At 44.1% G+C, this 15,784-nt stretch carries 12 protein-coding genes; 3 read left to right on the top strand and 9 right to left on the bottom strand.

Annotated elements, in window-relative coordinates; genetic code table 11:
- Positions 1 to 335: 335 nt before the first annotated feature.
- Complete coding sequence (locus ALT761_RS12735; protein WP_129739205.1) at positions 336 to 1,361, bottom strand: zinc-binding alcohol dehydrogenase family protein; 1,026 nt, start codon at positions 1,359 to 1,361, stop codon at positions 336 to 338.
- 131 nt (positions 1,362 to 1,492) lie between these two features.
- Between ALT761_RS12735 and ALT761_RS12740 the strand changes: the two genes are divergently transcribed.
- The gene (locus ALT761_RS12740) at positions 1,493 to 2,425 is read left to right on the top strand and encodes a LysR family transcriptional regulator (RefSeq protein ID WP_129739207.1); all 933 of its coding nucleotides are present in this window, start codon (positions 1,493 to 1,495) and stop codon (positions 2,423 to 2,425) included.
- Here the strand turns inward: ALT761_RS12740 and ALT761_RS12745 are convergent.
- Positions 2,422 to 3,033 carry an acyl carrier protein phosphodiesterase gene (locus ALT761_RS12745; RefSeq protein ID WP_129739209.1) on the bottom strand — a complete coding sequence of 204 codons (612 nt, stop codon included), beginning with the start codon at positions 3,031 to 3,033 and terminating at the stop codon, positions 2,422 to 2,424. The genes ALT761_RS12740 and ALT761_RS12745 overlap by 4 nt on opposite strands.
- Positions 3,034 to 3,173: 140 nt before the next feature.
- Between ALT761_RS12745 and miaE the strand changes: the two genes are divergently transcribed.
- Both miaE and ALT761_RS12755 read left to right on the top strand, forming a co-directional pair.
- The gene (miaE, locus tag ALT761_RS12750; protein WP_129739211.1) at positions 3,174 to 3,932 is read left to right on the top strand and encodes a tRNA isopentenyl-2-thiomethyl-A-37 hydroxylase MiaE; all 759 of its coding nucleotides are present in this window, start codon (positions 3,174 to 3,176) and stop codon (positions 3,930 to 3,932) included.
- A gap of 567 nt (positions 3,933 to 4,499) precedes the next feature.
- Positions 4,500 to 5,096 carry a Yip1 family protein gene (locus tag ALT761_RS12755; RefSeq protein WP_129739213.1) on the top strand — a complete coding sequence of 199 codons (597 nt, stop codon included), beginning with the start codon at positions 4,500 to 4,502 and terminating at the stop codon, positions 5,094 to 5,096.
- Positions 5,097 to 5,223: 127 nt separating this feature from the next.
- Here the strand turns inward: ALT761_RS12755 and purF are convergent, their stop codons facing one another.
- From purF to ALT761_RS12790, 7 genes are all read right to left on the bottom strand, one after another.
- The gene (gene purF, locus ALT761_RS12760; RefSeq protein WP_013783506.1) at positions 5,224 to 6,747 is read right to left on the bottom strand and encodes an amidophosphoribosyltransferase; all 1,524 of its coding nucleotides are present in this window, start codon (positions 6,745 to 6,747) and stop codon (positions 5,224 to 5,226) included.
- A 14-nt stretch (positions 6,748 to 6,761) separates the two neighbouring features.
- Positions 6,762 to 7,250 (bottom strand): CvpA family protein, encoded by a 489-nt coding sequence (locus ALT761_RS12765; RefSeq protein WP_126871458.1) that lies wholly within the window; start codon positions 7,248 to 7,250, stop codon positions 6,762 to 6,764.
- A gap of 160 nt (positions 7,251 to 7,410) precedes the next feature.
- Positions 7,411 to 8,019 carry an SPOR domain-containing protein gene (locus ALT761_RS12770; protein WP_129739215.1) on the bottom strand — a complete coding sequence of 203 codons (609 nt, stop codon included), beginning with the start codon at positions 8,017 to 8,019 and terminating at the stop codon, positions 7,411 to 7,413.
- Between the two features lie 31 nt (positions 8,020 to 8,050).
- Complete coding sequence (gene folC / locus ALT761_RS12775) at positions 8,051 to 9,370, bottom strand: bifunctional tetrahydrofolate synthase/dihydrofolate synthase (protein WP_129739217.1); 1,320 nt, start codon at positions 9,368 to 9,370, stop codon at positions 8,051 to 8,053.
- Positions 9,370 to 10,215, bottom strand: a complete 846-nt coding sequence (accD, locus tag ALT761_RS12780; RefSeq protein ID WP_013783502.1) for an acetyl-CoA carboxylase, carboxyltransferase subunit beta — start codon at positions 10,213 to 10,215, stop codon at positions 9,370 to 9,372. Before accD ends, folC begins: the two co-directional genes overlap by 1 nt.
- 232 nt (positions 10,216 to 10,447) lie before the next feature.
- Positions 10,448 to 11,239 carry a tRNA pseudouridine(38-40) synthase TruA gene (truA, locus tag ALT761_RS12785; RefSeq protein WP_126871455.1) on the bottom strand — a complete coding sequence of 264 codons (792 nt, stop codon included), beginning with the start codon at positions 11,237 to 11,239 and terminating at the stop codon, positions 10,448 to 10,450.
- A 61-nt stretch (positions 11,240 to 11,300) separates the two neighbouring features.
- Positions 11,301 to 15,713, bottom strand: coding sequence for a FimV/HubP family polar landmark protein (locus ALT761_RS12790; RefSeq protein WP_129739219.1), 4,413 nt, complete (start codon positions 15,711 to 15,713; stop codon positions 11,301 to 11,303).
- Positions 15,714 to 15,784 lie beyond the last annotated feature (71 nt).

Consider the following 15,784-nt stretch of genomic DNA (forward strand, 5'->3'; position numbering starts at 1 on the left):
TTTTAGAATTTATTAACAATGGGTGTAGGGTAAAAATTGTTAATAAGAAGATAGCGAATTGAGAATTAGTACAATAACAGAACCTCTAAGGTATAAAAGCTGACCACTGCGAGAAAATGCAAAAACAACCTACTATTTGTTCAATATATAGTCACTTGTAGTATTTTTACTAAAAAACCATGTATAGGCAGGTACTAAATAAAAACGTAAATAGAACGACAAACGTGACGTACCACTTAGTACGCCACGTTTAATACGTTATGTTTCGCTAGTCAACATTGCATTGAGCTAGTTTTATCACATCAAACTCGAAATACGATTACCCAACAAAAAAGTTAGAAACCTTCTAAAACAATTTTTCCAATTGCTGTGCCTGCTTCTAGGGTTTTATGCGCTTCAATTAAGTTTGCTGCATTAATCTTACCCAAATGCTTACCTACGGTTGTTTTTACGTGGCCAGCATCAATTAACGCGGCAACATCGGATAGCAACTCACCTTGGGCGCTCATATCTTCTGTTTGGAACATTGAACGGGTAAACATAAACTCCCAGTGCAAAGAAATACTCTTTGGCTTGAGCTTTGAAATATCTAATGCTTTAGGGTCGTCAATAAGCGCAATTTTACCCATAGGCTTCATGATTTCTACGTAGGCATCGAGATATGCATCAGTGGCATTCAAGCTTGCCACATGTGTAACAGGTCCAATATTTAACGCTGTTATTTGTTCAGCCAATGGTTGGCGATGGTCAACAACATAATCTGCACCCAAGCTTTTCACCCACTGTTTAGAGCTTTCACGAGAAGCAGTGGCAATAACCGTAGCACCGGTTAAGCTTTTTAGCAGTTGAAGCATGATTGAACCAACCCCGCCAGCCGCGCCTACTACTAACACGGTTTCGTTAGTTTTCTTGGTATTACCCGCTTGTTGTTTTTCAAGCGCCAAATGTTGGAACAATAATTCCCATGCCGTTATCGCGGTAAGCGGTAATGCCGCCGCTTCGCTATCAGACAAGCTTTTCGGAGCACGGCCAACAATGCGTTCATCTACTAACTGGAATTCAGCATTCGTGCCTTGGCGTGTTAAATCGCCCGCGTAATATACTCTATCACCTACTTTCAAGGTTTTTACATCATCACCAGCTTCAACCACTTCACCTACCGCATCCCACCCCAAAATTTTAGGTTCACCATTTTCAGGCGACACACGTTGGCGAATTTTAAAATCTACTGGATTAACGGCAATAGCATTGATTTTCACCAACACATCACGTCCCGATGCGGCAGGCTTGGCAAGCTCTACATCCGTTAGTGCGTTTTCATCTGTTATAGGTAAAGATGTAGTGTATCCAATTGCTTTCATCGAGAAATCCCCTTCTGCTTAAGTAAAATACTGAACGAATGTGCATATGCGATGAGAATATAATACGCCTTGACTGTTTCAAATTAAACAGCACAATATTTGAAACATTTTCAATAGAAAATAGATAATCTATGTTACTTGAAGATCTCATTGTTATTTTAAAGGTCGCTGAGTTTCGCAGTATTACTGCCGCAGCAGCTAGCTTAGACATGCGCACAGCAACCGCTAGTGCTGCGGTTAAGCGAGTTGAAAGCACGCTAGGTTCCGACCTTTTTATTCGAACAACTCGTTCGCTTCGCCTATCTGCCGCGGGTGAGCGTTACTTACCTGTTTGCGAGCAAGCCATCACCATGCTTGAACACGCAAAGCAAAACCTGCAAGAAGATACAGGCAATATTGAGGGCGAATTACGCATAGGCTTATCGTCAGATTTAGGCCGCAATGTTATTTCCCCCTGGCTCAACCGCTTTATGGATGAGCACTCTGGTATTACCATGAAGCTGCATTTAAGCGACAGCAATATTGATTTTTATCGCGACCCTGTTGATATCGCCCTTCGTTACGGCTCGCCAAACGATGCCAGTTTATACGGCTTTAAAATATGTGAAGTGCCTAGGTTATTGGTCGCCTCCCCCGCTTATTTAAAGAAGCACGGCACACCAAAAACTTTAGAAGACCTACCTAAACACAACGGCCTTTTTTATCAGCTACACGATATTATTTATAATGAGTGGGAACTTGCACGCGACAATCAACCCGTGAAAATTAAAATGCAGGGTAACCGTGCTGCCAATGACGGCGACATGGTGCGAAGATGGTGTGTGAATGGCCATGGCCTTGCAGTAAAGTCTAGTTTGGACATGTGCGACGACCTGCTTAATAACCGCGCAGTCGCGTTAATGCCTGACTATATTGTTAAGCCTACCCAATTGTGGCTAATTTGCCCTAGTAGGCAAACCATAACGCCCGCCGTTAGGTTGCTAAGAGATACCCTTAGGACACAATGCCAATACCAATTACAACAGTTGGTGGCAGCAGGTATTTTTACCGAGGATAGAATCTAAACCGTGATGAGCCCGCTAGGTGTACCGCACTCAGGCCCGTGCTGCTGAACATGTTCAATTAATGCGGGAAAAAAGCCTAGAAATAGGCTATTCAAAGACGTGAAGTTTGCTTCTATATCTTGCACGCATTGAGCAAAATCATTTTTAAATCGTATGCGCTTCGCTACCGCCTGTATGGCGTAACCTATCCCTTCAAATTCCGCATAGTCTGCAAACCAGTTGTGCGTAATCATATGAGAAACACTACGCTGCATGGTGGTGGGCATGACAGGCAGCTTCTTTTCCAATAACGAAAAGCTGTGCTCACAAAATGCTTCAAATGGAATGGTAGAGAACCGCGCCCAATGCGTAATTAATAAATGATCGAACAGCATATCTATCGCCACGGGCGCAAAACGCCTATGCTCAGGTTTAAACAACGCTTTTGCTTGTTTTACGCTAGCATGACTGTCAGTAAACTTATCTACTGTATAGTGGTTTTCTAAGCCTCTACTTACGCCATTACTGAGCGTGGCAAGTGCTACACCCTTGCGAAAATCGCCAAGTAAATTCCCGTAGTGAGAATCGGCATTAGGTTGGGCTAAAAAAAGGTGTGCTAGATAATTCATTATTCCATTATACGTAAAATGGCTAGCAAATTGTTTACCCCATCAAATATTGTTTTGGTATTTGCAACGTCCCCATCGGTTCGAAGGATGAATGTGGTATAATTATACTTTACGTTAGCCCTAATTTAGTTTTAAAGACAGTGAATACAGCAGAATTACTCGCCCCAATAAATACGTTTTTACACGCTACAACACCAGATGCATGGGTTGAAGAAGCTACCAAGCCTGAAAACTTTTCCATGCTGCTTTTAGATCATTTGATTTGCGAGCTTAAAGCATCTCAATCGGCCATGTTTCTTATAAGAAAGTACGCTGTCGATAAAGAAAGTAGTGATGCCCTTTTAGCGTGGCTGCAACCCTTCGAGCAATACGTGTATAAACGTGAAGGTGACTGGCGAGACTTACCCTCTAAAAATAAACTGTCGAAATCTGTTATCCCACGCCCTGATTCAAAATATGGCCAAGACCTTATTGATAAAATGGTGCTGCTGATTAAAGAAGAGTTACATCACTTTTATCAGGTATTGGAGATGATGGACCATTTCGATATTGCGTATCGAAGCATCACCCCTTCGCGCTACGCAAAAGGGTTACTTAGGCACGTTAAAACTCACGAGCCAGATGCGTTAGTCGACAAACTCATATGTGGCGCTTATATCGAAGCCCGCTCTTGCGAGCGATTCGCAAAATTAGCGCCCCACGTAGATGCAAAGCTTGGTGAATTTTATATTTCCTTGCTTCGCTCTGAAGCTAGGCACTATCAAGACTACTTGTCGCTGGCCACCGATATCGCGGGCAAAGATATTTCAGAAAGAATTGCGTACTTTGGTGAGGTAGAGGCTGAATTAATCACTACCAGTGACAGCGATTTTAAATTCCATAGCGGGCTTCCAGCTTAAGGTATTTATAACGCCCTTTTAGTCTTTCTAAGATGAAGGGTTGGAAGTTGATAATGCGTGGTGCCATACCACGCTTTCAACTCATCGTTTATCGCCACCTTCTCTCTTTGAGTCTTGTTTACTTATTTTTATTCATACCCTTTTTCTTGTCTGGATGTTCTTCTCTAGTTATTTAAATGCTCTTATCTGGTTGCTCTCAACTAATTGGTCTCGCCTGATACTGTTACCTGATTACTTTTACTTGGTTGCACTTATCTAATTGCTCTTCTTTACGCGGCTAACCGGGTCGATAGCACCGCCTTACCTAAGATAATCCTTATATTAATTAACCTATTTAGCCTTCAATTCGTTTAAATTCCCGCCTGATTTCGACCCATCTTGGTGCACCCTACACAATTAGATTAATAAGTGCGTTTTAAGACCTATTTTTCACACTATTTATTTGACTGATTCATCATCCTGTAGCAAAATTGTCGTGTAAATTAAATGTTGCATTTTATACTTTAGTATTAACATTGATTCTTATAAAAAATAATACTCTTCAGACTTTCTCAGAGGCGAAGGACAATGCTTTTAAACCATGTTATTGGGATGTACACACATCCAAAAGAAGAATGCCGTAATATCGATCGACGCCAGGAAACTTTTTTCTACGCATTTAGCCACATTGCTATTATTGCGTTAATACCCACTATTGTGGCGTATTACTCAACCGTTTACACAGGTTGGAGTATGGGCGGAGATCTCATCAAATTAAGCGAAAGCAGTGCGCTATTAATGGCGACGGGTATGTATTTCGGCTTAGTTGCAGGCGTAGTGGCCTTGGCAGTGGTCATTCATGAACTTGCTAAAGCGTTTGAATCAACCACCACTTTCACGCAATCACTAGAGTTAGCCGCTTACACCGCTACCCCATTATTTATGGTGGGTTTTGCTGGTTTGTATCCAGAGCTTTGGGTGGTAATGGCTGCACTATTAGTAGGTGTAAGCTATTCAGTCTACCTACTTTTTTCTGGTGTGCCTTTGTTGATGCAATTGCCCCAAGAAAAAGGGTTTATCTATTCCAGCTCAGTGGTTACCTGTGGGCTAGTGTTGATGGTTATTTTAATGACTGGCGCGGTACTATTATGGGGTATTACAACAGGCCCTATTTTCGCCAGCTAGCGAATAAAAAGAAGGTGTAAATTACTTTACCCATTCAGCTCTACAATAATAAACACAAAAAAGCCGCTTAATAGCGGCTTTTTTGATGACTTCAGCACATAGTGAAAACTATCTGCTGAGGATTACCCTAGTCGTTAGAATCGATATTATGCATATCTAAATTGCTCAATTCTGCTTGCAGAATGGGCGCTTCACGAGACTTCTCGCCACGCGAAATATCAATACGTTCAAGGTAGTCTTGGTCTACATCACCGGTAATATAGTTGCCGTCGAAAACTGAAGTTTCAAAACGTTGAATTGAATCGTTTTCTTCCCGAACTGCTTCAACTAAATCAGTGATATCTTGGAATATAAGACCGTCAGCTTGAATAAGGTCGGCTATTTGATCGATTTCTCGGCCATAGGCAATCAGTTCGTTGGCAGAAGGCATGTCGATACCATATACGTTAGGGAAACGTATTTCAGGCGCTGCAGAGGCGAAGTATACCTTCTTAGCTCCAGATTCTCTGGCCATCTCAATAATTTGGCCAGAAGTAGTACCGCGAACAATAGAGTCATCAACTAGCAACACGTTCTTGCCTTTAAATTCAGACGAGATAGCGTTTAGCTTGCGGCGTACAGACTTCTTACGCATAGTTTGGCCAGGCATAATGAAGGTACGACCAATGTAGCGATTCTTCACAAAGCCCTGACGGTATGGCAACTCTAAGGTGTTAGCAATTTGCAGTGCCACATCCATAGACGTTTCAGGGATAGGAATAACAACGTCGATGTCTAAATCGCTCCATTCACGGGCAATTTTTTCACCTAATCGGCGGCCCATATTCACGCGAGAAGCATAAACTGAGATACCGTCGATAAAGCTATCTGGGCGTGCAAAATACACAAACTCAAAAATACAAGGCGAAGTAATGGGGTTCTCGGCACACTGTCTGGTATGAAGCTCGCCATTTTCAGTAATGTACACGGCTTCACCTGGCGACACATCGCGGATGAATTGGAAACCAACGGCATCCAGTGCCACACTTTCCGATGCTACCATCCACTCTTCGCCAAGCTCTGTCATACGCTTACCTAGCGCTAACGGGCGAATGCCGTGTGGGTCACGAAATGCCACAATACCTTGGCCGATAATAGCGGCAACAACCGCGTACGCACCGCGAATTTTCTTGTGTACTTTAGTAACTACTTCAAAGATATGTTCAGCGGTAACACTTAGCCCTGCCACTTGCTGTAGCTCGTGAGCAAGAATGTTTAACAACAATTCTGAATCAGATGTGGTGTTAATATGACGACGGGCAATTCGAAATACTTCTTCTTGCAAATCGTGTGCATTGGTTAAGTTACCATTGTGTGCAAACGCAATACCAAACGGTGAGTTCACATAGAAAGGCTGAGCTTCGGCTGAACTTGAGGTGCCCGCAGTAGGATAGCGAACATGCCCAATACCCATATTACCCGATAAACGCTTCATATGACGCGTATGAAATACATCACGAACCAAACCATTTGCCTTCCGCAAATTAAACATATTTTGGTCGATGGTCATTATTCCAGCGGCATCCTGTCCACGATGTTGGATTACCGTTAAACCATCGTACAAAGACTGAGCTACTGGTGTTTTACCAACTATTCCGACAATACCACACATGTGCGTTACCTATATCAAGCGGGATTTAAGAAACTGGAGGAGCCTTTCACATACGTGAAAAACCACTCAATAATGACACCAAATTCGGGAATAAGTACCGACGTTTGCCACCACTGCGATGAGGCAGCAGCAGAGAAAGTGTCCATGAAAAAGAGAAGCGCGCTAACGATAAGTACGCCGCGGAGCGCTCCAAATACAATGCCTAAAACGCGATCGGTACCTGACAAGCCTGTAGCCTGAACCAGTTGCCCAATTGCAAAATTTAACATGCCGCCTAGCATCAGAGTTGATACAAATAATGCGGCAATGGCAGCGCCATTTCGAAGATACACATCATCGATGGCAGTAAAATATACGGCTAAGTCGGCATAGAAATGGCTGGCAATAAAGAGTGCGCCAAACCATACCACAAGAGAGATGGCTTCTTTAACAAACCCTCTAATAAGGCTTATTAAGGTAGATACCGCAACGATACCCAATATGGAAAAGTCTACCCAGTTCATTGTCTCTTAATTGCGTTATAAACGCGGAAGTTGTTAGTAGCGACATGCCGTTGGCGAGATGGCGCGCATTCTAACAGAAGCCGGAAAAATTACCAATGTGTAATATTTTTAGCTTCTGATTTTCACGGCGTAGAAAGTGCTGTGTACCTATCGGTTTACACTATTCTACTTTAAACGTGGTGACCTTACCTTTCAGGTCAGTGAGTTCACGTAAATGGGGCAATGCTGCCTCTAATTTTTGTTTTTCTAAGTCTGGCCCAACAAACACTTTGTTGAGCGGACCAGAGTTAGTCATTATCCTGCGACTAAACGCACGATACCCGGCTTTCTCAAGCTTATTCAATAATGACTTTACGTTTTTCTCATGGCGAAAGCTGCCTAGTTGTATCACCCAACCTGCGTCATCCACAGTAGATGAATCTGGTGCTTCAACAATGGTTTGACTGGCAAGAGTGTCTTCTGCCGTTATTTTAGCCTCTACCGGCTCAGGCAACGCTTGAGTCTCACTAGACACATTAGACGGTGCGCCTTCATCATCCAGCGCTTTGTCGTCTGTTACCTTAACGGGCAACTGTGCCGCTTTAGCTACCCGCTCACTAGGAAAAGCTTCGGGCTCTACAATGGGTTTCTTAGGAGGACTTGCAGGAACAGATACAAACGGTTCTTTATTGGTTTGCTTCTTGCCATCGAGAAAGTCTGGTAAAAAAATAACTGCCAGCGCCACAATGATGATGGTGCCCACGAGTCTATTCTTTAATGCCGACGTCACTATTATCTCCTGTTGAACTTATTGTTCGATTTTATTGTTGTTCATTTGCGTTGGTATAATCTAACACTTCAGCCACGGTAACAAAGGAACCAAAGACCAATATAAGTTCGCCTTCTTGGTAATCATTACGAGCTGCTTTATAAGCATTCGTCACATCGCTGAAGGTTTTGATATAGCTTTTATCAAGCTGAGCATCCAAAAGCGCCCCCGCGAGTACGTCTGCATGGCAGCCTCGAGGGCCTGATGTGCTTGCTAAATACCATTGTGCATTCAGCGACGACAAAGGCGCAAGGGTTTCTACAATAGATTTGTCTTTTAACATACCCGCTACCACGCGTATTTTATTTGCGGGGTAACGTTTAAGCCATTCCCGCATTGCTTTGGTTGCTTGAGGGTTATGCGCGACATCCACCACCACTAGCGGGTTATGGCTAATTTCTTGTTGGCGCCCAGGCAAACGGGTATTGGCAATAATGTACTTTATCGCTGCTTCATCTGGCAGTAAGTTTAATAATTCTAGTGCCGCAAGTGCCGTACTCACGTTTTGCTGCGGAATATGCGGGTATGGCAGCTGGGTAAATTCAGTATGCTTACCCTTCCATTGCCACGTTCGACTGGTGCTAGCGCTAAGGCTATTGTCAGGTGCGGTATTCTCAACGATGAAAAAGTCTTGCTGCGCCCATCGAGCATCAACATCTAATTCAGACACAACGTCACGTAGTGAACTTGGCGGTAAAAGCTCGCCAATAACAGCTTTACCATTTTTTCGCATGATACCGGCTTTTTCACGAGCAATTGCTTCGCGGGTATCACCCAGCCAGTCTTGGTGATCAAGATCAATAGTCGTAATAATGGCTAAATCTGGGTCAAGAATATTAGCGGCATCTAACCTTCCCCCTAGTCCCACTTCCAATACGGCCACATCAACACCCCAATCCTGCATCATTTTCATTGCAGCTAAGGTGCCGAATTCAAAATAGGTTAACGTGATATCGCCTCGGGCTTTTTCGATAAGCTCGAAAGCACGGCAAAATGCGCTTTCTTCAGCCAATTCACCGTTAAGCCGCACACGTTCGCAGTAACTCACTAGATGAGGAGAACTAAACACCGCAACGGTTTTACCTTGCGCAAGCATTGCTTGCTCTAACAAGCGACAGGTCGTGCCTTTGCCATTAGTACCGGCAACGGTAATAAGTAAAGCGTCTTTTAGATGGATACCCATGGCATTTGCCACAGATTTAACGCGCTCAAGCCCCATATCAATGGCGCTTGGATGAATAGATTCAAGATGAGAAAGCCACTGACTCAACGTGGTTGTTGAGCCAGTATTTTGATTTTTTTGTGTATTCACTAATTCTGATGATGCAGCTTAAGTAACAAGCCGTGTAATTTATCACGCATTTCTCTGCGGTCAACAATCATATCAATAGCGCCTTTCTCAACAAGGAACTCACTACGCTGGAAACCTTGTGGTAACTTTTCGCGTACTGTTTGCTCGATAACACGAGGGCCAGCAAAACCAATCAAGGCTTTTGGCTCGGCAACGTTAACATCACCTAGCATCGCTAAACTGGCAGAAACGCCGCCCATTGTTGGGTCTGTTAACACAGAAATGTAAGGTAAACCTTTTTTGCTCATTTTTGCCAATGCTGCAGATGTTTTTGCCATTTGCATTAGCGACATAAGCGCTTCTTGCATACGAGCACCGCCACTGGCGGAGAAACAAATTAGTGGTGTGTTGTTTTCAAGACAAGCATTTACTGCAGCAACAAAGCGAGCACCTACCACAGAGGCCATTGAACCACCCATAAAGGCAAATTCGAAACTGGCTACTACTACCGGCATACCTTTTAATTTGCCCTGCATTACAACCAAGGCGTCTTTTTCATTAGTTTGCTTTTGCGCGGCGACAATCCGGTCTTTATAACGCTTTGAGTCTTTAAATTTCAAGATATCTTGTGGTTCGAATTCAGCGCCAAGCTCTACGCGATCCCCCTCATCAAGAAAACCGTCTATACGGCGACGGGCCGTAATACGCATGTGATGATCGCACTTAGGGCAAACTTCTTGAAGTTTTTCCAACTCAGTTTTGTACAACACAGCTTGGCAAGAGCCGCATTTTGTCCAAATCCCCTCAGGTACATTACCTTTTGTGGATGTTTGCGTACGCGGAAGAATTTTTTGAATCCAGCTCATGGAAAAGGAATCCTTTATATTTATTAGCGCACCGACACTGTTTTTTCATTCGTGCTTTGTGTCAATGCTACATGAATATTTCGGTTACTTTATTGTAGCGCAAGAGAAAAATACGCACTACGTTAGTACAACCACCTAATATAGCGCGCTATTAGACCACAATACAGTAAAATGGAAAAAACAAAACTGGTCTAAGAAGTTGAACGGTAACCTATTGCTACCGTTCACGCTCTTAAGATTCTGGAAGAAAAAGAGGCCCTAGAGGTGATTTTGGTATACCGAAATGCTCAGGGTAAGTCACATCTACCAAATACAACCCATTAGGTTTGGCAGTGGTAGCGGCTTTTGCACGGTCTTTTAAGGTAAGTAGATGCGCCATCCAATCGACAGGTTGCTCTCCTGCCCCAATGCAAAGCAGAGAACCCGTGATGTTCCGTACCATATGATGCAAAAACGCATTCGCACGGATATCTAACACCACATAACGACCTTGCCTATGTACACTCACGCTACTCACAGTTCGGTGAGGCGTTTTGCTTTGGCACAGCGAAGCCCTGAATGTAGTGAAATCGTGCTCACCTACCAGCGCCTGTGCGGCTTCATGCATTTTTTCTGCGTCTAACTCTCGGTATTCGTGAGTAACGCCATTGTGCAGGATAGCAGGTCGCATACGGGAGTTATAAATAACGTAGCGATAACGACGATGGGTGGCCGAAAAGCGGGCATGAAAATCATCAGAGACAGGTTTGGCCCAGGTTACAGCTATCGTGTCAGGCATGTTAGCGTTGATACCAAGTGTCCAAGCACGCTCTGGACGCTCTACATCGCAATCAAAATGGACTATCTGACCAGTTGCATGTACACCAGCATCGGTGCGACCAGCACAAAATACTATAATAGGCTTATTTGCGATAACGGTGAGTGCTTTCTCTAGGTATTCTTGCACGCTAGCCACGTCTTTTTGACGTTGCCAACCATGTACCGATGCACCATCATACTCGATGCCTAAGGCGATTCGCCCCATGTTTCAAACACCTCTAAATTGAAAAGCCGCTAAGTGTAGTCATACCGCACTCAACATGCAATTAACTGATGGATTTTAAAATACCTTCAGCTTCTTGCTTTTGCTCTTCACTACCCAGATTCATCACATCTTCGAGTAATTCTTTAGCGGCAACGATATCATCCATTTCTAGATAAACCCGTGCGAGGTCGAGGTTAGCGTTTTGCCCAGCATCTTTATCAATATCAATAACATCATCGGCATCATTAACACCGGTAAAATCAGATAGGCTTACGTCTAAATCAAGTTCTGCACTGTCTGGATCTATTTCATTGTCTTCACCATCATCCATCAGCGCTTCCACATCCAAGAAATCTTCTGGTGGAGTGCGTGGTTCGGTTTCAGCATCAAGATCCACATCGTTTAGTAGTGCACTTAAATCTAAATCTGGATTGTCGAGCTTAAGTTCAGGCTCGGGACCTTCTTCAAAATTTAGGCTTTCTGTCGATTCAGTGGTGTCAGCTGCAACGCTTGGTTCATCTTCTTGCTCGGATTCAATGCTTTGCAGCAATTCATCAAATTCTGCACCATCTAAATCGTCAAATATCTCTTCTTGTTCTGACTCTTCGGTTCCTGACAACCAGTCATCTAACCCTGGCACATCTTCTAATTCGTCGAAGTCGCTAGGGTCTTTTTCATCGGTAGAAGGCTCTTTATTGGCTGAGGGCTCTTCATTAGCTGAAGGCTCAGGCACCACGCCATCAACTTCATGCTCTAATTCAAATTCATCAATTTCATCGAAAGCGCTATCAAGAATACTGTCATCGTAATCGTTGCTTTCTGGCTCTGGCCCTGGCTCTGGCTCTGGCTCTGGCTCTGGCTCTGGCTCTGGCTCTTCAGCATCATCGCTTGATTCACCAAATGTAGGAATATCATCCATCATTTGTTTATCAAACGCCGCTAACGCATCGTCAAGTGGATCGGCTTCAGCTTCGGCTTCGGCTTCGGCTTCGGCTTCGGCTTCGGCTTCGGCTTCGGCTTCGGCTTCGGCTTCGGGTTCGGCTTCGGCTTCGGCTTCGGCTTCGGCTTCGGCTTCGGCTTCGGCTTCGGCTTCGGCTTCGGCTTCGGCTTCGGCTTCGGCAAGAGGCTCATCAGCATCTGGCTCGATGTCAAAAGTATCTTCTACATCTTCTTCATCAACAACATGAGGCTCATCTGGCGCAACGTCTAGACCTGTTTCAATATCAGAATCAAGCTCAGAAAGTAAATCGTCAGTCAGTAACTCGTCTTCATCACTGTCGTTTTCGTCGTCGCTGTGATTTTCGTCGTCACTATCGCTTTCGTCGTCGCTGTGGCTTCCATCGTCGCTGTGGGCACCGTCTACTTCTACATTTTCGGGTTCAGCAGACTCGAGAGCATCGTCCCTTTCATCATCACCATCAAAGTCTAGCTGAGCTTCAGCAGGCGGTGCTTCATCTAATACTTCGTCTTCGTTAAACCCGTCAATGTCATCTTGTGACTCGGCTTCTTCTAACGACGCTAAATCTTGTATTTCTGCTTCTGGTTCATCAATGACTTGCTCAGCGGAACCTAAAGATTCAAGTTCATCTAGTGGTTCATCATTGCTTAAATCTGTTGCGTCTGTTTCTGACTCATCTTCACTGTGCTCTTCATCGGCGAGTAACTCTTCAACAAGCTCGTCATGGGAAGCAGCTTCATCTTCATTGTCTAATGTTAATTCTTCGGGCTCGGGCTCTGGCGCTAGCGCATCGGCCTCAAGTTCTTCATCACTAGAATCATCTTCAGCTAGTGCTTCATCAATAGGTAATTCATCAGCAACATCTTGGTCAGCTTCGTCAAAATCTGATGTTTCTTGCTGCTCGATTTCACTGTCTGTGCTTTCGGCTTCTAAGACTTCATTTTCGATGGGATCATTCTCAAGCGCATCGGACTGAGTTTGTTCAATATCACTGTCGATGTCGATATCAGCTTCAAGTTCAGCAAGAAGTTCATCTGCAAGCGCATCGCCGGAATCAGTACCTTCATCGGATTCAATATCTGCTTCTAGCTCAGCGAGTAAATCATCGGTAAGTGGATCATTAAAGTCATCGCTAGCTTCTGGAGCTTCAGTAGCCTCAGAGGTTTCTTCTGACTCGTTTTCAAACGCGTCATCTGGTTGATTTTCAGCTTCTAGCTCTGCTAACAAATCATCAGTAAGTGGGTCATCAAAATCGCCACTTTCGTCAAAGTCAGGCTGAGTTTCCTCTTCCGCATCGGGCGCTAAAGCTTCATCTTCAGAGTCGATTCCCGCTTCAAGCTCGGCGAGCAAATCGTCTGTTAACGGGTCGTCAAAGTCAGCATTATCATTGTCTGATTCACCATCTATCTGAGCGTCTGCTGATTCGGGCGCTACATCGTCATCATCCGATTCAATGTCAGCTTCAAGCTCGGCCAGCAAGTCATCTGTGAAAGGGTCAGAAAAATCATCATCTGCAGATTCATCTACTTCAGGGGCCGGCTCTTCGTCAGATGCATTTTCATCGAATCCCAACTCTTCTTCACTTTCAGCCTGCAATTCAGAAATTAAGTCATCCGACAAAGGATCAGAGAAATCATCAGCATTCTCCATGTCTTCAACATCAATTTCGTCTAGGTCATCGGTAATACTGTCTAGGCTTTGAATGGCTTGTGGTGAAGGAGATGACGCAACAGACTCTATTGTATCTTCTTCGCTTTCGCTGTCTTCGTCACCTTCGTCTAGGCCACCCATCATTTCGATTTGCTCAATCTCGTTAAGCAAATCATCAGTAATACGATCGAGTTCTTGATTCTGCTGATTAATTTCATCATCAAGCTTATCAATCATTTCTTCGTTAATAAGCTCATCTTTACTGTCTAGTTCATCTAGCAGCGTTGTTTCTGGTGCATTTTGTTCAAGCAAATCATCAATGCTGATCTCAGGCGTTTCGTCTTCATCATCAACACTGGGTAAGGTGGCAGTATCTTCTTCACTTTCATTCGATGCTGACTGAGCGGCTTCAAAAATGTCGTCTACCGAATCGCTCGTTGCAGCTTCTGCCATTGCGCCATCTAAAATATCATCGATATCAAAGTCGTCATCTAAGGCATCGGGTTCAGACGCATCTGGCGCTTCTTCAATATCGGTTTCTTCTTGAGCTTCGTCTAATTCTTCACCAAGGTCTGCATCAAGCGAATCGTCAAAGTTAGCCAAATCATCATCGTCATCACCAGATAAATCAAACCCTTCTAAACTGCTGTTTTCATCTTCACTGAGCTTATCGGATAAATCATCATCATCGAACAAACTGTCTAGCTCATTCTGGTCAAGCTCATCACTGCCCGACTCAAATAAGTCATCGGTATCGTCTTCAGGCACCAACATGTCATCGTCAAGGTCGCCGAAGGTTTCTAAATCATCATCAAGACTTTCCTCTAGTTCAGAGGTAAGCACATCATCAAGCAAGTCGTCGTCGTTGAATAGATCGTCATCCGTCAGCTCCATGCTATCGCCAAGATCAGGCTCTAGTGCGCTGGCCAAGTCAGCCATGTCAGTATCTGGTACAGGTACATCATCAGAGATTTCTGGTACTTCGGGTGCTTCTGCAGCTTCAGCTGGTTTGCGTTTCAACAACCACGCAATTAGCCCGCCGACCAATAATAAGGTAATAATGCCGGAGCCTATAATGAGAAGCATTGGGCTAGAAAGCGAACTCCACATCGACTTTTGTTTTTCTGCTTCTCGCTGCATTTGCTCGGCTTTCATCATGTCGAGCAGCTCTTGTTGCAGCGCTACTTGTGTATCTATTTGTGTTTTAACATCGCCTTCAACCTGATTACGAAGCTCTTGAAGTTCACCATTAACCTCGTCAACCCGCTCATACAGTTTGCGATTTTCGTTTAACAAGGCTTCCACGTTTTCTAACGACGCAGCAAATTGCATCCGAAGTTCATCAAATTGACGGGTTTGCTCTTGATCTAAACGCGTAATTTTTTGTTCTATATTGGATTGAGTTTGGCTTAAATCGTTTTGATTCACCAAAGGCGCAGGCGGTTTAATATTTCGTACGCTGCTACCTGGTTTGTTTAGCAACTCAGCGAAGGTTCGCTCGTCACTTTCTGCTCGAATTTGTGCTTGTCTTGCATCAATACGAGAAATATAACGTTCTGACGGCAACTTCAGCATAGAACCATCAACCAATAGATTTAAGTTCTGCTGTTCAAATGCATTGGGGTTTAGCTCATAAATAGCGGACATAACCTGATAAACTGACAGGTTATCATTTTGGCGATAACGCTCAGCTATACGCCAAAGGGTATCTTGAGAATCAATGGGGCCGTATTCTAACCCAGAATACTGACTGGTCGCGTTCTTGGGCCCTTTCAGCAGGGTAGCGCGTTCCTGTGCATCGACATTATTGTGGGGGGCTAGTAAACATAAAGTAAGTAAAACTAAGCCCGTCAAATGCAATTTCATAGCAATCCTATATGCCCTCAAGCGTCAACACCACCAAGTATCATGGTGGAGATTCGTAGCTAAACCTCTTT

It is taken from the genome of Alteromonas sp. 76-1, from assembly GCF_900654235.1.
GTDB lineage: Bacteria > Pseudomonadota > Gammaproteobacteria > Enterobacterales > Alteromonadaceae > Alteromonas > Alteromonas naphthalenivorans.